Origin of the sequence: Streptomyces sp. NPDC050485 (assembly GCF_044458185.1) — a bacterium.
Lineage (GTDB): Bacteria > Actinomycetota > Actinomycetes > Streptomycetales > Streptomycetaceae > Streptomyces.
In genome coordinates, this window is the sequence record NZ_JBITHR010000006.1 from 234,452 (window position 1) to 253,654 (window position 19,203).

General features: G+C 61.2%; 28 protein-coding genes, 1 tRNA gene and 1 pseudogene. 7 read left to right on the forward strand and 23 right to left on the reverse strand.

Translation table 11 applies throughout. From position 1 onward, the window contains the following. Positions 1-46: 46 nt before the first annotated feature. From ACIBK6_RS15070 to ACIBK6_RS15085, 4 genes are read left to right on the forward strand one after another with little or no spacing between them, the layout of a single operon-like run. Positions 47-196, forward strand: coding sequence for a hypothetical protein (locus ACIBK6_RS15070; protein WP_399051652.1), 150 nt, complete (start codon positions 47-49; stop codon positions 194-196). Positions 197-211: 15 nt separating this feature from the next. Further along, positions 212-1,399, forward strand: coding sequence for a cupin domain-containing protein (locus ACIBK6_RS15075; RefSeq protein WP_399051653.1), 1,188 nt, complete (start codon positions 212-214; stop codon positions 1,397-1,399). Further along, complete coding sequence (locus tag ACIBK6_RS15080; protein ID WP_399051654.1) at positions 1,399-2,307, forward strand: aldo/keto reductase; 909 nt, start codon at positions 1,399-1,401, stop codon at positions 2,305-2,307. The genes ACIBK6_RS15075 and ACIBK6_RS15080 overlap by 1 nt, the downstream gene beginning before the upstream one ends. Then, on the forward strand, positions 2,288-3,109 hold the full coding sequence (locus ACIBK6_RS15085) for a phosphotransferase family protein (RefSeq protein WP_399051655.1): 822 nt from the start codon (positions 2,288-2,290) through the stop codon (positions 3,107-3,109). Before ACIBK6_RS15080 ends, ACIBK6_RS15085 begins: the two co-directional genes overlap by 20 nt. A 61-nt stretch (positions 3,110-3,170) precedes the next feature. On the opposite strand, the gene ACIBK6_RS15090 is transcribed toward ACIBK6_RS15085, so the two are convergent. From ACIBK6_RS15090 to ACIBK6_RS15195, 22 genes and pseudogenes are all read right to left on the reverse strand, one after another. Then, positions 3,171-3,563 (reverse strand): histone-like nucleoid-structuring protein Lsr2, encoded by a 393-nt coding sequence (locus tag ACIBK6_RS15090; protein WP_399051656.1) that lies wholly within the window; start codon positions 3,561-3,563, stop codon positions 3,171-3,173. 65 nt (positions 3,564-3,628) lie between these two features. Further along, positions 3,629-4,045: a deoxycytidylate deaminase gene (locus ACIBK6_RS15095; RefSeq protein ID WP_399051657.1), complete on the reverse strand. Its 417-nt coding sequence runs from the start codon at positions 4,043-4,045 to the stop codon at positions 3,629-3,631. Next, on the reverse strand, positions 4,042-4,302 hold the full coding sequence (locus ACIBK6_RS15100) for a thioredoxin family protein (protein ID WP_399051658.1): 261 nt from the start codon (positions 4,300-4,302) through the stop codon (positions 4,042-4,044). The genes ACIBK6_RS15095 and ACIBK6_RS15100 overlap by 4 nt, the downstream gene beginning before the upstream one ends. Then, complete coding sequence (locus tag ACIBK6_RS15105; protein ID WP_399051659.1) at positions 4,299-4,469, reverse strand: hypothetical protein; 171 nt, start codon at positions 4,467-4,469, stop codon at positions 4,299-4,301. Before ACIBK6_RS15105 ends, ACIBK6_RS15100 begins: the two co-directional genes overlap by 4 nt. Then, positions 4,466-4,708, reverse strand: a complete 243-nt coding sequence (locus ACIBK6_RS15110; RefSeq protein ID WP_399051660.1) for a hypothetical protein — start codon at positions 4,706-4,708, stop codon at positions 4,466-4,468. The genes ACIBK6_RS15105 and ACIBK6_RS15110 overlap by 4 nt, the downstream gene beginning before the upstream one ends. Next, positions 4,705-6,528 carry a DNA polymerase gene (locus ACIBK6_RS15115; RefSeq protein WP_399051661.1) on the reverse strand — a complete coding sequence of 608 codons (1,824 nt, stop codon included), beginning with the start codon at positions 6,526-6,528 and terminating at the stop codon, positions 4,705-4,707. The genes ACIBK6_RS15110 and ACIBK6_RS15115 overlap by 4 nt, the downstream gene beginning before the upstream one ends. Before the next feature lie 38 nt (positions 6,529-6,566). Further along, on the reverse strand, positions 6,567-6,800 hold the full coding sequence (locus ACIBK6_RS15120; RefSeq protein WP_399051662.1) for a hypothetical protein: 234 nt from the start codon (positions 6,798-6,800) through the stop codon (positions 6,567-6,569). 127 nt (positions 6,801-6,927) lie between these two features. Beyond that, complete coding sequence (thyX, locus tag ACIBK6_RS15125) at positions 6,928-7,623, reverse strand: FAD-dependent thymidylate synthase (protein ID WP_399051663.1); 696 nt, start codon at positions 7,621-7,623, stop codon at positions 6,928-6,930. 231 nt (positions 7,624-7,854) lie between these two features. Continuing rightward, positions 7,855-8,406: a hypothetical protein gene (locus ACIBK6_RS15130; RefSeq protein WP_399051664.1), complete on the reverse strand. Its 552-nt coding sequence runs from the start codon at positions 8,404-8,406 to the stop codon at positions 7,855-7,857. Positions 8,407-8,465: 59 nt separating this feature from the next. Further along, a complete protein-coding gene (gene nrdJ, locus ACIBK6_RS15135; RefSeq protein WP_399051665.1) occupies positions 8,466-10,472 on the reverse strand; it encodes a ribonucleoside-triphosphate reductase, adenosylcobalamin-dependent in 2,007 nt (668 codons plus the stop codon). 10 nt (positions 10,473-10,482) lie between these two features. Beyond that, positions 10,483-10,680 carry a hypothetical protein gene (locus tag ACIBK6_RS15140; RefSeq protein WP_399051666.1) on the reverse strand — a complete coding sequence of 66 codons (198 nt, stop codon included), beginning with the start codon at positions 10,678-10,680 and terminating at the stop codon, positions 10,483-10,485. Further along, entirely contained in the window at positions 10,677-11,243 is a 567-nt protein-coding gene (locus tag ACIBK6_RS15145) for a hypothetical protein (RefSeq protein ID WP_399051667.1), read from the reverse strand. The genes ACIBK6_RS15140 and ACIBK6_RS15145 overlap by 4 nt, the downstream gene beginning before the upstream one ends. Continuing rightward, the gene (locus ACIBK6_RS15150) at positions 11,240-12,025 is read right to left on the reverse strand and encodes a hypothetical protein (protein ID WP_399051668.1); all 786 of its coding nucleotides are present in this window, start codon (positions 12,023-12,025) and stop codon (positions 11,240-11,242) included. Before ACIBK6_RS15150 ends, ACIBK6_RS15145 begins: the two co-directional genes overlap by 4 nt. After that, positions 12,022-12,516 (reverse strand): HNH endonuclease signature motif containing protein, encoded by a 495-nt coding sequence (locus ACIBK6_RS15155; RefSeq protein WP_399051669.1) that lies wholly within the window; start codon positions 12,514-12,516, stop codon positions 12,022-12,024. Before ACIBK6_RS15155 ends, ACIBK6_RS15150 begins: the two co-directional genes overlap by 4 nt. Beyond that, a complete protein-coding gene (locus tag ACIBK6_RS15160) occupies positions 12,513-12,728 on the reverse strand; it encodes a DUF3310 domain-containing protein (protein WP_399051670.1) in 216 nt (71 codons plus the stop codon). The genes ACIBK6_RS15155 and ACIBK6_RS15160 overlap by 4 nt, the downstream gene beginning before the upstream one ends. Positions 12,729-12,766: 38 nt before the next feature. After that, positions 12,767-13,462: a toprim domain-containing protein gene (locus ACIBK6_RS15165; protein ID WP_399051871.1), complete on the reverse strand. Its 696-nt coding sequence runs from the start codon at positions 13,460-13,462 to the stop codon at positions 12,767-12,769. A 37-nt stretch (positions 13,463-13,499) separates the two neighbouring features. Next, a pseudogene (locus ACIBK6_RS15170) lies at positions 13,500-13,670 on the reverse strand (CHC2 zinc finger domain-containing protein); the annotation flags it as partial. A gap of 1 nt (position 13,671) precedes the next feature. After that, positions 13,672-13,920, reverse strand: coding sequence for a hypothetical protein (locus ACIBK6_RS15175; protein ID WP_399051671.1), 249 nt, complete (start codon positions 13,918-13,920; stop codon positions 13,672-13,674). Then, positions 13,917-14,348, reverse strand: a complete 432-nt coding sequence (locus tag ACIBK6_RS15180) for an endonuclease VII domain-containing protein (protein ID WP_399051672.1) — start codon at positions 14,346-14,348, stop codon at positions 13,917-13,919. Before ACIBK6_RS15180 ends, ACIBK6_RS15175 begins: the two co-directional genes overlap by 4 nt. 67 nt (positions 14,349-14,415) lie before the next feature. After that, complete coding sequence (locus ACIBK6_RS15185; protein WP_399051673.1) at positions 14,416-15,240, reverse strand: AAA family ATPase; 825 nt, start codon at positions 15,238-15,240, stop codon at positions 14,416-14,418. A gap of 16 nt (positions 15,241-15,256) precedes the next feature. Further along, positions 15,257-16,063 (reverse strand): RecB family exonuclease, encoded by an 807-nt coding sequence (locus ACIBK6_RS15190; RefSeq protein ID WP_399051674.1) that lies wholly within the window; start codon positions 16,061-16,063, stop codon positions 15,257-15,259. Further along, positions 16,060-16,398: a hypothetical protein gene (locus ACIBK6_RS15195; RefSeq protein WP_399051675.1), complete on the reverse strand. Its 339-nt coding sequence runs from the start codon at positions 16,396-16,398 to the stop codon at positions 16,060-16,062. The genes ACIBK6_RS15190 and ACIBK6_RS15195 overlap by 4 nt, the downstream gene beginning before the upstream one ends. 431 nt (positions 16,399-16,829) lie before the next feature. Between ACIBK6_RS15195 and ACIBK6_RS15200 the strand changes: the two genes are divergently transcribed. Together ACIBK6_RS15200 and ACIBK6_RS15205 are read left to right on the forward strand one after the other, a co-directional pair. Continuing rightward, the gene (locus ACIBK6_RS15200; RefSeq protein WP_399051676.1) at positions 16,830-17,633 is read left to right on the forward strand and encodes an XRE family transcriptional regulator; all 804 of its coding nucleotides are present in this window, start codon (positions 16,830-16,832) and stop codon (positions 17,631-17,633) included. A gap of 9 nt (positions 17,634-17,642) precedes the next feature. Further along, on the forward strand, positions 17,643-18,047 hold the full coding sequence (locus tag ACIBK6_RS15205; protein WP_399051677.1) for an acyl-CoA thioesterase: 405 nt from the start codon (positions 17,643-17,645) through the stop codon (positions 18,045-18,047). Between the two features lie 67 nt (positions 18,048-18,114). On the opposite strand, the gene ACIBK6_RS15210 is transcribed toward ACIBK6_RS15205, so the two are convergent. Next, entirely contained in the window at positions 18,115-18,612 is a 498-nt protein-coding gene (locus ACIBK6_RS15210) for a hypothetical protein (RefSeq protein ID WP_399051678.1), read from the reverse strand. A 450-nt stretch (positions 18,613-19,062) separates the two neighbouring features. Here ACIBK6_RS15210 and ACIBK6_RS15215 point away from each other — a divergent pair. Beyond that, positions 19,063-19,133: transfer RNA gene (locus tag ACIBK6_RS15215), tRNA-OTHER, on the forward strand. Positions 19,134-19,203 lie beyond the last annotated feature (70 nt).

Below are 19,203 nucleotides of genomic sequence, written 5' to 3' on the forward strand. Positions count from 1 at the left end.
CAGCCCGGAGGACGACAGGATCAGTCAACGAGAAGTGGAGTTGTTCATGGACAGCAACGCCCCCGCCGCCACCAAGGCGGCTCAGTCCCCTTCCAGTGGGCTCGTCAAGGCCCGTCGCAACATCAAGGCGGCCCGTGAGCGCGGCGTGGCCGCGTCCGATGGCGGCTCGACCGGCCGCACTGACGGCAACGACTAGTCCGGAGGAAACACCTTGTCGCCGTTGAATCTGGCGGCACACCTGGGCCAGGACGAGTTCCTGGCCCAGGTGCTCCACCGCCAATTCCTTCATGTTCCGGGGGCAATTGAGGACCCGGCTTCCCTCATTTCCTGGGAAGACCTGAACAACATCATCGCGTCGCAGCGGTTGGAGCCGCCGCGCCTGCGACTGTCGATGGACGGAGAGATGCTGCCGCAGTACCGGTACGCGTCTCCGGTCACCACACGCCGCCACACCGTGTACCACCGGCTGATGCCGACCGAGCTGCACGCCCGCCTTCGGGAGGGGGCCTCGCTCGTCATCGACGCGATCGATGAAATTCACCCGTCGATCGGAGCGGCTTCTGCGGAACTGGAGGGGTGGCTCCGAACCGGCGTCCAAACGAACCTCTATGCGTCGTGGACAGCCCGAGAGGGGTTCGGAACCCACTGGGACGATCACGACGTTGTGGTTGTCCAGATCGACGGCGCGAAGCGCTGGCGTCTGTTCGGCCAGACACGTGTTGCTCCCATGTATAAGGACACCGAGGAGCCCGAGGACCCGCCGAAGGAGCCCGTAGCGGAACTGGTGCTGCGGCCCGGCGACATCCTCTATCTGCCTCGCGGTACCTGGCACGCGGTCTCCGCTTCGGAGGGCGAGCACTCCCTTCATCTCACCTTCGGGATTCAGACCATGAGCGGGGCACAGCTCGTTTCGTGGCTGGCGGACGATCTTCGAGGAGAGGAACTACTTCGCCTCGATCTCCCGGTTCACGCTTCCGATGAGGACCGGCGTGACTATCTCGGCAAGGTGCGAGATTTGATCTCGGCCGCGCTGGACGACCCGTCCGTGATCTCTCGGTACGTGGCCTCTCGGGACGACTCTGACCTTCAGCGTCTCCGCCCCAGCCTCCCGTATATCAACGGGGTGCCGGCCGATGGCGACTTGATGGTGAAGCTGACCACGGGGCGAGCCACGTTAACCGACGTGGACGACGGGGTGATTTTCCATGCGAGCGACAATGAGTGGGAGTTGGCCAAGGAAGCAGGCCCTCTTCTCTCCTACCTGATCAAGTCGTTCCCCTACCCCGTGACGCTGTACGAGCTGGGGGGCGCGTCTGGGCTGCCCGTCGAAACCGTGGCCGACCTCATGTCGGAACTGGTGGACGGCCAGGCGCTCACAGTCGAGAGGCGGTCTCGGTGATGGCGGCCAGCCTTGGTCTAGGGACGTACCGCATCAACCCCAAGACGATGGCACTCTCGGTGGCGTTGGCGAACATGGACGCCGACACGGCGTGGGTCGATACGGCTCCGAACTACCTGGGGGGCCTTGCCCAGGAACTTCTTGCGCCCTCTCTCTTCCGCTTCCCCAAGGTCGCGGTCTCCTCGAAGGTCGGTTTCCTCAGCACAGACGCGGCGATTGCCGCCGTGCACGAGGGCATTCTGACTGCCGAAGAGGCCGACGCCGAGCACTGCCTGAACCCCCGGTATGTGGAGTGGCAGGGCCGCCGCAACTGCGCCGAGCTCGGGAAGAAGCAGCTCGACGTGATGTTCGTCCACAATCCGGAACAGGCGAAAGGTGACCTGTACGAACTCCTCAAGGACACATTCGGGGCGATGGAGTCCCTGGTGTCCGAGGGGGCGATCGAGTCGTACGGTGTGGCCACCTGGGACGGATTCCAGTCGGGGCGGATGCAGGTCAAGGAGCTGGACAAGGTGGCGGCTGAGGCGGCCGGCACCCGGAAGCATCACCTCAAGGCGATTCAGCTCCCCGTGTCACTGGTCATGTCCGACGCCTTCGAGCAGGCTCTTGAAGGGAAGGGACCGATTTCGGAGGCCGCGGAGTTGGGGTGGCAGGTACTCGCCTCGGCACCGCTGTTCGGAGGGGAGCTTCCTGAGCTGGCGCACAAGGACCTGACTGCTCTCATCGCTCCAGCCCTCACGATCCCTGCTGCCTGCATTCTCGCTGTGGCCTCATGCCCTGGGGTGACGCGAGTTCTCCTCTCGGCCTCCACGCCGTCACACTGGTTGGAGGCTTACGAGGCAACCATCAAGCCCACGATCCCGGCTCCTGCTTTGCGGAAGGTGTTCGATGTACTCTCCTCCGACTGATCCCCAGGAGGAACAGGCGGTTCGTCAGGCGTTCGACGCCTGCTGCGACACGCTCGGGCTCGGTCGCGGCGGCGAACCGGTGTGGGGCTTCCAGGGGCGGACGCTCAGCGGGGCCGTGAACCATCCCGAGCACGGTATGTGCTGGCTGCGCGTCGTGCACGCCCCGATGGAGAAAGCGCAGGGGAAGCACTGGGAGGGCAACGCCTTCGCGGCTCGGTTCGACGGCCGCGTTCAGAAGCCGAGGCTCTACGAGACCATCGAGTTCCTTCGGGACAGCCGAGCCTTCCAGGGGGAGCTTGGCGCGTTCATCGCGGAGCCAATGTGCTCGAAGGAACCGGTTCTCCGTGAGGGCCTGGAGCTGCCGGATTCGTGGTGGGCCTCGCTCCGTGCCGATCTCGCCACGGTGGCCAGCACCAAGACTTCGCGCCAGGCCGTACGGCAGGAATGGGTGGATCGCTGCGTTCCTGAGTTCCTGGGAATCGAACCTCCCCAGATCACTGAGTGGGAGACGGCTCACGGGGATCTCCACCCGGCGAACCTGACTCTGGGGACGCCGTATCTACTCGACTGGGAAGGCTTCGGGCTAGCGCCTGTCGGATACGACCCGGCGATGCTCCTGGCCTACTGCGGTCTCGTGCCGACCATGGCGGAACGCGTCCGCCATGAGTTCCCCATCCTGGACGACCCTGCTGGGCGCACTGCTCGGATCGTGGTGGCCACGGAACTGTTGCAGTCGGTGTCTCGCGGGGACCACCCCGAGCTGGAGCCGTCGCTCCGCGCTCTGGCTCTGGGCCCGGAGTAACGTCACAGTCGAATGCGGAGAAGGCCCCCTCCGAGGAGGGGGCCTTCCGTTTTGATCGCTACTACTTGTCCGCGTGCTGCTCGATCCACTTCTTCAGCGGTTCGCCGGACAGCTTCTTCTCGTACGCCTCGTTGATCCAGCCCTTGATTCGGCCCTGGGTGCTCACGGGGACGTTGTTCTTGATGGCCCAGGCGCGGACCTCGGCGGTGGGCGGGCCATCCGCAGCGGCGGCACGACGACTCGTTGCGCGAGCGGTGACCGCAGGAGCCTCGTCGTAGACGATCTCGATGCCGTGCTCTTCCAGGGTCGCCATGAGCTTGTCGTAGGCGACCGTGAACGCCTTCTTCTCCTTGCGGATCTGGTCGATGATCTTCAGGTCAGCGACCTCACCCCGGTACTCGTCGTCGCCCACTGTGAGGCGAACTACCTGCACAACCTCAAGTTCATCAGACATGTTTCACTCCTACGACTCGTGACCCGTTGATGACGTGCCACACACCATCAACGGATCACGCTACATCACTGGAATCGGATGCGATCAATCGTTTCACGAACGAGGTATACCACCTCGCGAATCCCGGAGGATCGGATCAGCTTCGAGCAGTCCTTGCACGGGGATCTGGTGATGTAGATCGTCGCTTCCTGGCAGGCCGCCCAGTCTGCATAGAGGAGTGCATTGACCTCGGCATGTGTCTCAATACAGTCCTCGTATGAAGTGCCGGAGGGGGTTTCCGAGAGGCAACGCGGGCACTCTCCAGCACTGCACGACGGACCACCTGGGTACGATCCGTTGAATCCGGTAGAGCGGATTCTCCGGTCAGGGCCGACCACCACAGCTCCGACGTGGCAGCGGCAGCAATCACCTCGTGCAGCGACAGCGCGGGCGATATCGAGGAAGTACGTGTCCCAATCCGGTCGATCATCAAAGCCTCTCACTTGGTGGCCTTGAAGAACTCGACAAGATCGGTCTGACTCTTCACGCCCACCAGACTCCCTATCGCTTCTCCGTCGCGGTGAGCGACCAGGGCCGGCACCGAGGTAACCCCGTACTGGTATCGACGTCGATCGGTTCCGTCCATGACGTCGGATTCGTCAATGACGACATCGGCGACGATGGCTTCCTGAATGATCAAGGGCTTCATTCGCTTGCACGGGTGACAGGTGGGCGATGTGAACAGGGTGTAGTCGGTCATTCGTCCTCCGAATGGATCTCTGCTGCCCGGATCAGATCGGCCAGGGTTACGTCGTTGTCGGCACAGCAGATGCAGCCGCCTTCCGCGATCGGGTCGTCACGGCCGTCCTTGAAGAGGAGGACTCCGCCGTTCTCCTGACCCTCAACGGTGAAGATGCGCGGGTTCACTCGGCGACCCCGGTCGGCTGGTCGGGGTTGACCATGATGAGTTGCCAGAAGTCGGCTCCCATAGCTTCTGCGAGATCCTTCGGGACACCCCATTCCTTGGCTTCCTTGATGATCAGGCCGGTAAGTCGGGCGGTCTTGAGACCGAGTTCCGCCGCATTTTCAAGAACGCGAGAGGTCATCTCGTGCTGGATTGAATCCAACAGTTCATCGAAACCATCGATGCCCTGGTTGTCGTTCATGCTGCCTCCGTATGAATCGTGTCGCAGAGGTCGCAGTACTGACCTTCGGCCATGTATCCGCATCCCCAGCTCTTTCCGTAGACCGACACGTCCGTGTCGATCAGGACGCCACTCATGGTTTCCTTCATGATCTGAGCGGCCTTGGTGGTGGCCTTAAGGGCGTGTTCGGTCGGGAACTGAAATATCAGCTCGTCATGCACTGGGAGGAGCATGAATGGGCCGTATCCGGCTTGATGGAGCCGAAGGATTGCCCGACCGGTCACATCTCTCGAAGCGCTTTGGACCGCGTAATTCAGGGCGGCGTATGGCCGCCGCCGATCCACGTACAGGCGGCGGCCTGTGTTGGTGACGATGTAGCCCTTACGACGGGCTTCCTTTTGCAGCTCCTCGGAGTACTGATGGACCCGTGGGAACGCTTCAAAGAAGCCGTCGATCGCCCGCTTGGCTATCTCCTCTGTGACGCCGGCCTGGGACATGAGGGCAGACCATCCGCCCCCGTAGACCGTCAAGAATCCGGCCATCTTCCCCGTCTTGCGATCGACCCCAGCGCGATCCGCGGTGATCTGATGAAGATCTGCTCCCTCCCGGAACGCCTTCTTCATCGCCTTATCGCCCGAGAGCGCGGCCAAAACGCGAAGCTCCTGGGCCTTGTAGTCCACAGCACAGACGGTCATGCCTTCATCCGCAATGAATCCGCGCCTTACGAGCGCATCCCCGGATGGGAATGTCTGTGCCGGGATGGCCCCGGAAATACTCATCCTTGCCGTGCGGGCTTGGATCGAGTTGATTGAGGCATGAAGCCTGTCGCCCGAGTCCCGGTTGTTCAACGCGTTGTCGAACCATGTGCTCTTGGCCTTGGCTGCCCTCTTGCCCTGATAGATGGCCTCGCAGAGGGGATCGTCTATGTGGGCCTTGAGGAGGTGGTCATCGACCTTCGGCTGTCCGGTGGGCGTTCGCTCCGTGATGGTGATCCCACGGGCGACGATCGCTTCCCCCACCTGCTTCGGGCTGTTGATGTTCTCCAGACCCAGGCGGGCGGCCACGTCCTTGAAGTGGGCCTCGGTGCCGGCCAGCTCGTGCGCGCGCTCCTGGACGTAGGGCACGTCGGCCTTGATGCCCTTCCGCACCATGTAGGCGCAGGTGGCGGCCAGTTCGTGCTCGTACGGGAGGAGCTTGCGGGCCGTGGCCGGAATCTGAGGCTTGAGCCGTTTGGCCAGGCGGTACGCGAGGATGGGGTCCATCCCTGCGTAGAGGTTGAAGCCCTCATGATCCAGGGGAATCACGGGCCATACCTCGGCCTTCTTGACTCGCAACTCCTTGGCGATGGCGGTCATGCTGCCCTTCACCTCATCGGCCACTTCTGCGGAGAGGTAGTGACGGGTGAGTTCTTCGAGCGAGTGACCTATGCCGCCGTCTTTCCGACCTCGGCTATCAGCGAGGTGGGCGATGATGCGGCTGTCGAGAAGGCGGGGGAAGACCGTTTCGGCCTTTACTCCCCATACCTTGTCCATGCAGAGGATGTCGTAGGTCCCGTTCTGCATGATGAGCTTCTTGACCCATCCAACGGCCTTGATGGCGTCCTCGCGGAACTGGCCACCCCTCTCGGTGGGGAGGACGTAACTCTCGTGCTCGTTGCCGAACTGGGCGAGTCGAATACGGAAACCGTCCTCCCACCAGGAGAGACCGTCGGTTTCGGTATCGAATCCGAGGACGTTGTGGTTGGCCTCGACAAAGCGGTGAAACTCCGGGAGATCAGATTCATCTTCTACGACGTTGATCCGTACGAGATCGCTCTTGATCTTGTAGTCGATGATCTTCACTTAGTATCTCCCATATCTCACACTCCAACTTCAGCCGCTCAGAAATTCGGCTCCACGCTCTGCTCGGTCTCCTTGGGCAGCACGTATCGACTGGTCACGTCGAATCGCTCACCGACCAGGAACACCCCTACGTCGAGATCCGCGCCGTGCCGGCTGAACAGGCCGCGCAGGATGTTCTTGACGTGCTTCTCGTCCTTAGCGAACCGGTATTCGGCTCCGCGGTTCCAGCCCCAGCGGGACGAGTAGATGATGAATTCGGGTAGCTCGGGCATGGTCAGAAGGTTCCTTCCAGGATCGAGGGGAATTCGGGCTCGTCGCTATCCGGGCCGATACGACGCTCAACGGTCATGTTGTTGTGGTCATAGACGTGCTGCGAACCCTCACACCAGTCAGCGAACATCAGGGGCTCACCCGCCCATGCTTGTTGAACATCTCCATGGCGATCGGGGCAATCGCCTGGGCGTGCTCCTCAACCTTCATGGCCCCTTGCTGGATCTCATAGAGGGGAAAGGTTGGGACCGTGGACTCCTCGTGGGCCCAGCGCAGAGACAGGAAGTTCATGGCGGACCGGAGATTCACGGTCCAGAAGAAGGAGGTGTAGAGGCTCAACGGCAGGACGTTGCGGGCGACTTCACGGGCTATGCCAGCGTCAAGCATCTCCGTGTATTCGTCCCAGGCCCACGTGGCGAGGCGCTTATGCGCGGCCTTCACTTGAACCTTCTGCTCGTACGCACCTTCCTCGAAGGCGTACTTGCCGGGCTGGCCGATCTGCCTCATGGGCCGGCCGCCGTGCGGTTCGTAGAACTCGGGCTCCAGGACCTTGTATCGCCCCGAGGTCTCGTTGAATGAACTAACCCTGTGCCGGAACCATTCGCGGGCCACAAAGATCGGACACTCGACCTTGAACTGAAGGACGACGCTCTCAAATGGGCTGCCGTGTCGGTCACGGGCCAGCATGTTGAGGAGGCCGCGGTCCTTTTCTGGGGTGCCGGCCGTGCCGGATGAGACGCGGGCGGCTCGTACGATGCTGTGATCTCCGCCCATGTGGTCAATCAGCTCGACGTCAATGTCGGAGCGGTAGCGGACCTCAGTCACAAGCGACCTCTTCACATTCGGGGGAGCATCCGTAGCAGGCGAGTTCTTCGCAGTCGTCGATGTCTACGGAGGTCAGGTCTTCCGAGGCGTAATCTGCGGCGCAGACGTAGCAGGGCTCTAGGCTTTCAGCCCAAAGGTCGTACTCAGTGGTGGGCACTGTTCTCCCTGGGGTGCGGGGGCCGGGTCGAATCCCGACCCCCGAATCTCACACTCCAACTTGAAGTGATGAATTTACTTACCGTTAAACCATTCGATGAAGTCGCAGCCGTCGTTCGAGCGCCAGTCGCGAACCTTCTCGGCGCACTTGAATGCACGGTAGGGCTTGCCGAACTTATTGGTGCCCCACTCGGTGTAGGTGGTGGGCTCGCCGCACTCGCACTCGGGACCAGGGCCAGGATCGTTGGACTTCTGGACCTTGCCACCGGAGAAGGTGTTCTTCTGAGTGCCGGCCTGAGCCTTGGCGGGTGCCTTGACACCCTTCTCGCTGGTGTTCAGCTCGGTATTGAACGCCTGGATCTTCGACGCCTTGCGGAGCATTGAGGCGATGGCCGGGCCCTCCTCTTCGAGGAGCTTATCCATTTCCTTCACGGTTGCCGATCGCAGAACACAGAGGTTGGCGTCATATCCGGTGCCACCCTTGAAGGAGAGGGTGACACCCTCCTGCGTGTGAGTTGTGGCGGTGGCGGGGGCAGTGGTCACAGGCAACTCCTTGACGTTTTCAGCGGCGGGGACTTCCGTGGGCTCGTCCCACGGGGAGGTGTTTCCGAAGGGGCTTTCGCTCATATTCCGATCCTCTCATATTCAGTCTCACACTCCAACTTACGGAGCTGTGAATAGGGTCACTAGATGGGGCAGGCTCCGGAGGCGCAAATCTCGTCATATCCGGTGTCGGTTGCGGCTTCACCAATAATTGCGACCTCATCGAGATAGCGTTCCTTGGTGATTCGCTGATAGGGGGCCTGGTCCCGGCTCAGCTCCGGGAAGATGGTGGTTCCCTTCAAGGCCGGCAGGAAGCTCTCCAGTACCTCATAGACATCCATGAGGGTGTATTCCTCGGGGATGACCGATGCCGTGTAGGACACTGCCTGGTCGGCCCAGAGGTCCTGATAGAGCTTCTGGACGGAAAGCATCTGCTCAAGGGTCAGCTCTCCTGCGTGCTCGAAGAACTCGGCGTTCTCGGGGTGCTCTGCGAGAAGCGGGTCAGCGGTCGGGATCTCGACCACGGTGGTGTTGGCGGCGTAGATGCACGGCTCTGTTCGGTAGCCCTTCTCCTCGTACTCCTTGATCTGTGCCGCCTCGGTCGGCTCGATGTTGGAGAACCTGATCCTGCGCAGGAAGTAGCCAGCGAAGGGGGCGTGGATGCCCTCGCCACTGGCAGATGCCAGCTTGCTCGTGGTGCCCGTGGGGGCGATCACGCGCTTCTTGACGGGTACGGGGATGCGCAGCTCGTTGGCGTACTCCACGGCGGCCTGGTCCACGACCTCTGCGAAGTGCTTGAGGTCGAACCGGACTTCGTGGTTGTAGGCGGCCCGGCTGTACTTGATGCCCTGCTTCACCAGGTAGTCAGCGAAGCCCAGATGCCCCAGGCCGATCCTGCGGTACTTCTGGATGGCGTCGTACGACTTAAGGTCAGCGACCTTGGCGAAGGTGGCCCGGATCAGGTAGCGAGTCCCGAGGCGGTGTGCCTCGGCTAGGGCGTCAAGATCAGGCTCCTCGTCCTCAACGAACGCTCCGAGGTTCACCGAGCCGAGATTGCACGGTTCCCAGGGAGTGAGCGTGGCCTCTCCGCATGGATTTGTGGTGAAGGTCCCATCGACTTCACCCACACTCGTCAGCGAGGAGTTCCAGAAGCCAGGCTCCCCAGATCCAAGTGCACCCTCGGCAAGACGCTTCATGACGCTCTGCGCACGGGGGTTCTTCTCGTTCAGAGCCTTGATGAAGGAGCTATCGATCTCCACCGAGATATTCGTAGTCCACATCGCGGTCTGATCGCTGCTCTTGCACTTCAAGAACTCCTCGATCAGCGAATCATCCCAGTGCATGATGCTCATTCGCGCGGACCTTCGGACACCGCCGGCCACGATCGCCATTGCGATCTGATGGTCAATGGCCATGGCGTCCATACCGGTCATCGGCCAACCAGCCGCCTCGGTGAGAATCTTGCCGACCTCGATCATCATTCGAGCGAACGGTTCCGGACCCGAAGCAGTCCCGCCAAAGGATCGGAGGGGAGTCCCCTTGCCCCGGACACGGCTCACGTCGTAGACGCGGTTCTCGTGTCGCGCGCCGGGATCGTGGGCGGTGTCGATGAGATCGCCCAGGGCGTCTGCCCAGCCCTCGCGCGAGTCCTCCACGGAGAAGGCCCCAGCCCACTCGTAGTCGTACTCGTCGCTGATGAGCCCGGCCTTGGCTAGATCCTCATAGTCAGGGTGCTGGGGGTCGCACACGATGTGCACGATCACCCGGTTCTCGATGGTAGGGAACCCGTGGAAGTAGCGACTGCTGTAGTTGCTGCCCACGCCACCGCCTTCAGCCAGGCGCAGGAGCGTGAACGTGAAGTGCTCCTGGGGCTTCTCCGCGATCCAGCCTGCGGCCCAGCAGTTGTTGAGCGCGAAGTCGTTCACGCCGGAACTCTTGAGGTGCCGGCCTGCGGGCAGGAATCGGAAGTTCTGGATGAGGTCGATCAGTCGCTCTCGCTCACCCACTTCGATGTAGCGTTCCGGAACCAGGGCCAGATTGCCTTCAACAACCCGGACGACCGTTTCGGGCCACGTTTCCATCTCCCCGTTGGGCTTCTTACGGGAGTAGGTACGTCGGTAGACGGATTCAGCGGTGTCAGTCTTGAACAAGTGCGTCTCCTTAGAGAGGGAGGATTGTGTTCTTGAATGCGTTTCCCAGCATTCGGTTGAGCGACGGAAGGTCTTGGCGGTCAAGGTTCACTTCGAATGATTCGTTCTTGGCGTGAATCCCGATATAGACGTTGGAGATCGTTCCGCTGTCGTAGACGACCTCGATCTGGATGTCTTCGCGGGTGTAGGTCTCTCGGGTCTCGATCATGCGACCTGGGCCTCTCGTCGGAGGTTGCGGTTCATTTCGTAGGAGAGGGCGACTACTGCTCGGGCAAGCGCGATCTGGTCTGCGTTGTTGTCCATGGAGAGCCCGTAGACGAATCGCTTCATGAGGAGCTTGCGATACCGCTCGTTAACCTTCTTGAGCCCGGCCTCGGCGTCCTGCCGGGCCACGAACAGGTTGTCGGTGACCTTGCAGGACGAGAGGTCGTCCTTCTTGCCGATCAGCTCTCCGAACTCCTCGTCGGTGTAGAGGAAGGTCCGCAGGGCTGCCTTGGCGTCGTCGGGGGTGTAGTAGTACTCCCCATCCATGAGGTCCCGGTAGTTGCGCTCCTTGGCCGCGTACCGCTGGCCGGCCTTCCAGAAAATCTTGCGAAGGAAGTCCTCGTCGGCGTAGTGCTCAGCGATGATGTGACGCTCGTTCAGAGCGTGCATCATGATCTCCTGCTTTACGTCATCGGCCTCTACGATCTGCCACCGTTCGGCAATGGCGTAGGCGATTCGCCCTGCCAGGTTCGCGAGGTAACCCCAGTCCATCTCGTCCTTGTTCACGCTGCCGCCCCCGGCGAGTATCGGTAGCCGCCGAACTCGAATTCGTTGGCCTGGTTCAGGTAGACCACCTCGGGCTTGAAGTGGCCGCTCTTGCTGTACTGGAGGACTCCAAATGCCTTCTGCCAGTCCCCAGGAGTGCCCTTGAGGTAGTCCGCGCAGGATTCGTCCATGATGTGTCCGACCTCGATTCCCCAGATGGTTTGGGGCTCGCCAATCCCTAGCGTGTGAGGGATTGCGGCGGCTCGGTGGGTGTGCCCCATCACTACGGATTTGGTGAAGCGCTTGGCGGCGTTCAGGGCAGTCATACCGGCGACTTGGGCGAGTCTGATTCGTCCGAGGTGGCCGTGAGTGGTGACGACGTTGGGGAACACCTCGTAGAAGTCCGGGAGCCGCTGTACGCCGTAGTCATCGAATCGGCACAGGTTCTCGATGTGGAAGAACTTGCTGTCGGCCAGGGCCGGCGCGTACTTCTCCAGGTACTGACGCGGCCTCAAGTCGTGGTTTCCCTCGTGGATTCCGAAGAATCCGTCGTGCACCTCTCGAACCGGGGCTATGAACTCAGCGGTGAAGTCCTCGGCTTCCTGCTCGACGTTCCCGGCGTATTCCTTCCGGGTGTCCTTTGTCCAGCGGGCCGGCCCTTCGAAGTCAAGCGCGTCTCCGATGTGGATGACCCCAGTGGGCTCGATGTCAGCGATGAAGTCCACGATCGCCTTCATGGCCACGGGATCATGCTTCGGGTTCTGTGAGTCCGGGCAGACGACTACGATCTGATCCTCGTTCACACGCCTACCATCGCTTTCAAATCGGCGTTTGCCATCTCTAGTTCCTGCTTTTCGATCTCTAGTTCCTCAATGCGCTTCCGGTAGAAGTTCCGCTCCAGCATTTCTGCTGTGTTCTCTTGCGCCGTGACGCATTGCAGATGGTCCGGCTTGATACAGGCACGGTTGCCACACTTGTGATGAACCACATCTCCTGGCCCCAGCTCTTGAACAAGGTGCCGATACACGAACCTGTGAGCCTTTTCGTTCCGGCCTTCATAGCGGACGGTTGCGTAACCACGGTCTCGGTGCAGTCCATGAGTGAGGCAATCACCCTCGGGTGAAGCTCTGTTCACGTACCATTCCGCCCGCTCCCGCCCAGTCGCCTTGTACGGGGCGCGGACTTCGATTGATCTCAGTCGCTCACCATGCCGATATTGCCGGTCATGTCCTTCACAGAAGATTCGAGAGCGCAGAGGCCGGTCACATCCCTCGAAATGACAACTGTCGTTCATGACCTCGTTGCCAATTCGATGGCCTTGTTCGCGTACCAGATCAGCTTCTTGAGGTCCTGAACCCCTCCGTCCTGGTGCTTGTGCTGGCACCGAAGGAGGTACTTAGTCATGTTTCCGAGGAGGTATCCACGGAAGGCTTCCTCGGTCAGCGAGTCCTCGATGATGTCGATGACCTCGAACCGCCCCTGTGTGTAGTGGCTTGGGCTGTTCACCGGGTCACCCTCACACTCCAACTTGCGGGCCTGACTGTTCACGCGATTCCGCACTTCTCTCGAAGGGCCGTAGGCCCGTTCTCGTTCACGAACCTGTTCACGTCGATCTTCTTGCCGAAGTGGATTGGCACGACGTTGGGCAGCCGCTCCGCCAGCTTCTCTACGAACTGCTCGCCGGGTCCGTCGCCGTCAGTGAAGGCGAAGACGGCCTCGAATCCGAGGAAGGCCGGGTCGAAGTGGTCGCGCCATGCGCTGACGCCGGGGACGCCCACGGTCGGGATGCTGGCCAGCTCGGCGCTAGCGGCGTCGAACTCGCCTTCGCTGAGTCCGACGTACGGGGATGCGGTGATGAGGGCCTGGGTGTTGTAGAGCATGGGCCTGGAGCCGGGGAGGCTCTGATACTTGCCGTGCCCTTCGTGCCGCTCGTCCTCGCGCCAGGACCCGTCCGGGTTCTTGACGCAGGTCTCGTTGATGCATCGGAAGCGGATGGTCGCTACCGCGTGATCTCCGGCCGCTGGCCGCAGGTACGGGATGGCGAGGCGGCCCAGGTGCTTTTCATGCCCCGTAGCGGGGGAAGCGACGTACCCCAGCCCGAGGCGTGTCGCCATGCTGTCCAAACCTCGGTGGTTGATGTACTCCGCGGCCGGGCTTCCCCGGAAGTCCAGGCTGTACCCCTGGGCTATCTCCACCAGCGAAGCGGCCTTGGGCGAACTCTTGAGCAGCGCGGTAGCCACAGTTTTCCTTCCTCATGACCAGGTCCCACGAGTCCTCGTGGATGTCGCAGGCAAAGCACGTCCACCGGTTCTTGCATGAACTAACTGACGCGCTTGGGTTGGATTCGACGTGCTCGGGACAGTGGATCTTCTGCCATCCGTCTTGAGGCTTCAGGTCCACCTCCGGGTAGTAGTGCCGGAACACGTCGGTGATATCCGGCTTCCCCATGTCACACTCCAACCTTGAGGGCTGCCTCAAGGCGGAGGTTGTTCTTGACCTCGACTTCGGTGCGGACCATGTCTGCGAGGGCAGCGATGGGCATGATCTGGCGCAGGGCCCCGCTGCGGCACTTGTAGATCACGGTGGCGGTCTCGTGCAGGCCGAGGGCGGTTTCTGCCTCCAGTAGGCGGAGGAGCCTGGTCAAGCCCGTCTTGCGAGTGAGGGTGACGTGGAGCTGGCCGCCGTCGTAGCTGATCACTTGATGCCGTCCTCTCGGTGGTACCGCTTGCCCAGCATTCGGATTGCTGGTGGGTCTTCTAGGTAGCTGGCCGCGTTGCGGAGGATGGTCGGACTGTCCCTCGCACCCTTGGCTATGAGCTGGTTGTTGCAGCGTCGGCAGAGGAGTCCACGGACCAGGCCCGTCTTGTGGCAGTGATCGACGCTGAGGCGCTGCTGTCGGGTCTGCCGGCACACTGCACACTTTCCGCCCTGCTTCTGGAGGAGTGTGGAGTATTCGCCCGGACCAAGTCCGTATGTCGCCTGGACTCTCGCCTCGTGGGAGCTGGCACTTCTGGACCTCTTTCGACAAGAGGCACACACCCTGCCACGAGTGGATGTGTAGAACTTCTCAGCTCGGTTCCGTTGGCACTTGGTGCACTTCCAGAACCCTTTCCTTGGAGGGCTCACGCTCCCTCGCCCTTCTTCCTCAAGACTCTCACACTCCAACTTGCTGACCAAATTGATGCGCCGTGATTCAGAACACTTCCTCTTGCACGTCAGTGATGTGGAGGTTTGATGTATTCACCTCGTAGGAGGAGTACGTCTCCCCGGAGGGGTCCGTGAACCCCTCACGGTTCTTCACTGGGGAGATATGCAGGGTCCTGCCGTCCATTCCATCCACCTCCGCATGAATGGTCAGCACAAGACTCGGGACGCGTCCGATCTTGCCCTTCACTCCAGAGAGAGGGATAGGCTTGTTCCCCGACGAGAACTCACCAACGACGTGATGCATCGCCATCACATGAGCATGGGTCTCTCGCGCCATCTCGTTGAAGTAGTCGCAGAGCCCTTCCAGTCCGAAGGTGTATTCCTCGGCAGTGCCGGCGCCACCCCCGTCCACGTTGGTGATGTTGTCGATCACCACCAGGTGAGGGAAGATCCCGAAGACTTCTCGATAGCACTCAAGGTGCGTCTCGATCTCCTTCGGATTCGGCCGGGCCGAGTAGTTGAAGCGGAGCCACCAGCGCTTCATGAGCGCATCGGAGTACTCCTCGAAGTTCTCACCTTCGGAGACGAGCTTCTTCTTGATCTCCTTGGCGCTGTCCCCTGTGATCATCGCCGTGGCCCGACTGAGCTGTGTCGCAGCAGTGCTGTCGGCCGAGAAGTACAAGGCGGGCACGTTGGAGGACACGGCCAGCCAGAGGGCCGCCAGGGACTTACCCGTGCCGCCTCCGGCGCAGACGACGGAGAAGTCTCCTCGCCTGAACTCCACATCGAGCTTGCGGAGCCCCTTGAAGGGGCTAGGGATCGGCTCCCCGGCCGCGCCCCGCATCCTGACGGACTGGTTGAGACTGAACAACTCTCACACTCCAACTTCATGTTCGAAAAAAAGAGCACGCGTAGGACACGTCACAGAAGCGGCACAGGAAGCCCGGACGGGCGGGGAAGTCGCCTTCCTTCACGCCCTGGTCCATGTCCACGATTCGCTGAGTGATCTCGTCCTGGTCAGCGTCGGCTAGCTTCACTGGCCGGGTGGGGCGGTGCTCCTTGGCCAGGTACCAGTCTCCGTTGGTGGTCTCCTGCTCGGGGTGGAGCTGATTGAGGGCCATCTCGTAGACCCACAACTGGAACTTCGATTTGGTGCTGCCGGTCTTGAGGTCACGAACACGGTTGGTGTCGTCCTTGTTCTTGAGGACCTGGTCGATGTACCCGCGGACTTTCACGCCGCCGAAGTCGGCCATGAAGTACATCTCGATCGCGGGCTTCTCTCCGTCCGGGTACCAGAGCACCGGGGCCTGGTCCTGCACGTACTCCACGTAGCGGCGAGTCTGCTCGGTGCCCTTGCGGAAGCGCTCCTCGATGTCGTCGGCACCATCGCCCTTGTTGGCCCGCATCCACAGGTCGGGGTCGTTGACCTCGCCCAGGTCGCGGTTGATGCCCTTGGTGTACTCGTCCTGGAAGACCTCTACGGCCTGCTCGGGCGTCATCTCCCGTCCGCCCAGCTCGTACTTCTCGGCGGCCGTATGGAAGGAGGTGCCGTGGGTGCTCCACGCGGCCGGCCTGGGCACCACACGCTTCACGCGCTTGAGGAATGCCTTGTAGGAACAGTCCTCGAACTCCGTGACCTGACTGACCGATCGGGGCATAGTCGCCCAGCGGTTGTAATTCTCCTCGTCACTCATACGTTCTCACCCCGGTAGACCTCGAACTGTACGAACTCCTCCGAGCCCTGCATGTGGGGGTGGGGCCGCATGAAGCACTCATGGAACACCACGGCACCTTCTTCCATCTTGAATCCCATCTCTTCCTCCAAGTCCTTCAGGCTTTCAAACTCTTCTTCCCCGGCCGTGTCACCTATCACCACATGGACATAAACCCCTTCACTCTTTCCTGGAACTACCGCAATGGACATGGCCTGCGTGACGATGCGTCGGACACACTTCGCCCCTGGCGTGGCCACCTTCAGAATCTCACTCGACAGGTCGTGAACCGTCAGCCCCTTGAAGGCTTCATACACGTCTTCAGCTCTTTCGGTCGCATCTCTCGTACCTGAAATGACCATACATGACCGAGACACGAAAGTCTCACACCCCAACCAGAGCGCTCCTTGCGACACTCCTGCCACCCCCTCACTCACTCGTCATGGCCGCACTCGCGCAAGCAGCATGGACACGACATACCCGCAGCTCAAGCCGGGCGTGTGCTGCGATCTTGACGGTTTGTTAATGCAGGTATAGCAGGGCGAGGGCGGCACTTTCTCACCGGTAAGTAGTTACCGGTAAATACTTACCGGTGAGCACCCACGTGTGACCTTTGTCCCATATCCGCGGAGATGCAACCGTACAACCAATAGTCCGCATGGTCTGTCTATGTAAGGTGCACGTAGAAGCAAAGTAGGAGCAAAGGGAAGGCATTGGGGTGAGTGGGGAACAAGTCCATCGGTACGGCATGTCCGATCTCGTGGCGGCGTCAGACCTGACGCGGTATCTGAAGTCGTGGCGTGCGGCTCGTGGACAGGAGTTGGGACTGAACGGGCCGCTGCCGCAGGCCAAGGTTCAGCAGGCAAGCGGAAAGAGCGACAAGTGGTATCGGATGTTCGAGGCCGGCCTGCCTGTGAAGTACAACGCTGAAATACTTCAGCGCATCGCGGACTGCCTCAACCTCGACCATGCAGAACGGATGACCCTCTTCCTGATGACCATGGGCGTCCCCTCACCCATCGGCGTCACCTCGAACCGAGAAGATCCCGAGCTGCTGCCCATCTCTTGGGTACTGGACCAGCAGGGCCCACGACCTGCCTACGTGTCCGACGAGGACTGGACAATCGTGGCGTTCAACAAGGCTATGGGGCAGTGGTTTCCGTGGGTCGCCGAACCTGACGCGAACCTCATGCGCTGGACACTGCTCCACCCCGACGCTCGCACCCAATTGGAGAGTTGGGAGTCTCACTGCCGGGTCTACCTCGGCATGATCCGCATGGAGATCGCTCGTCGCGGCACCGACACCGCCATCGCTCGAATCCTGCTCGCAGCGCTCGAAGATCCAATCATCTCCGGATTCTGGGAAGAGGAGACCACGGTCGTCAGCAACCGCGACGGACACCACTTCAGGGTCCAGATCCCGCGCTTCAAGGGGCTTCCCGTGGACGTGATCAGTCAGGTCTTCACCCCAGTCAAGTTTCCAGGTCTGCGTCTCGTGCTACTCACATGGCCCGAGGGCGTAGACGGCTTCAACGCACCCGCAGTCGACTAAGGAACACCTGTGCCGCACTTCACCTACTCGTGCCCTCTGCGATGGGCGGACATGGACGCGAACGGCCACATGAACAACGCCGTGTACTCCGTCTACTTGGAGGACACCCGCTTTCACATGTTCGCCGAACTCGTCCCGGAGGACCCGACGGAACGGCTGTCCTCGAACTTTGTCGTCTCAGAGCAGGCGCTCAAGTTCCGCAGCCCCTTGGTGTACCGCGAGGCCCCGGTAACCGTGCACGCCTGGGTTGAGGAAGTCCGCGGGGTGTCCTTCACTCTTCGCTGTGAGATCAAGGACGACGCCAATGTCTACGTTGAGGCTCGTACCGTCCTGGTCGGCTACGACTCCAACGCCGGCCGGCCGCGCCGCTTCTCCGAGCACGAGAAGGACGTCTTGACCTCCTACGCCGCGTGAGACACAAACGAGGCCCCTACGGTGACACCGTAGGGGCCTCGTCGTCTATCGAGAGTCTTGCGTGAGGCTATACATCATCGAGGGAGATGGCACGAAGCTGGTCCGCGTCGGTGGGAAGTGGCTGGTCGGCCGGCCACCGGATGATCCGAGCGCCGTCTTCCGGGGTGCGCGGCACGTAGGAGAAGCCGCGCGTCCTGTCGTAGTCGAGCACGACCTTTTCGCGGCGCAGCCTGGCTTCAAACCGTGCCGCATCCTGCTTGTTCGAGGCGGTGATCGTGTCGTCCCCCAGGCGCGTGCGGATGTAGGCGCGGAGTATCTTGCACGCGTAGGTGTTGTGGTGGCTGGTCTCCCCGGCCTGGGCCTTGCCCTTGGTGGTCTTCACATCCCAGGGGATCAGGACCTCATTGACGAGCTTCACTACATCTGTCCGGCGGTACCCACCGAAGACCAGGGCCTTGTTCACGGCCTGTCCAGTGGTGCCGTACCTCTGCCCAATCTCGTCGTCCGACAGCCCCTGCTGTGATAGACGGACCAGGGTGTTGAAGTCTGGTAGGCGCTTTTCCACCGGACCTTCCTCTCTCGCGAGTCGCTCGTGCGTGTCGGCCGCAACTGTAGCAGCGGTTTGACGTATAAGCCTGGGATCAGGTTGTGTCGCACCCCAACTTGAGGGGCATGTCACACTCCAACCTTACCACAGCGTGATCTACGCAACACTTTGGAGTGTGACCGACAGTCCGGCCACTGCCTTTCACCGACGCATAGAGTGAAGAGTTAAAGAGCTGAGAACTATCACTCTCCTTTAAAAGAGCTTAAGGTTCGATTCAAGAGCTACTTCCATGACCTCACTGAAAGGTCATGGAGATTGATTCCTTCCAGTTGATCTCCTGTTGATTGATTCCAGTAGAGGTCCAGGAAGGCAACGGCCCCGGAGCCAGATCAGAATCCTCCGGGGCCTTCATTCGACCGGCCAGAGCTGATCACTCATGTCCGGTGAAGGTGAGGTAGCTCCTCACCGGAGTTGCAGTGTTGGAGCGCACTCCCCCGGCGAGGGGGCAGAGCGAGGTTCGATTCCTTGCCAACTCACCATCCCGCTCGTGAAGCAGCGCATCACACACATCTCTCCGCATCGAGGCGGACAACCAGGGTGGACCGGACT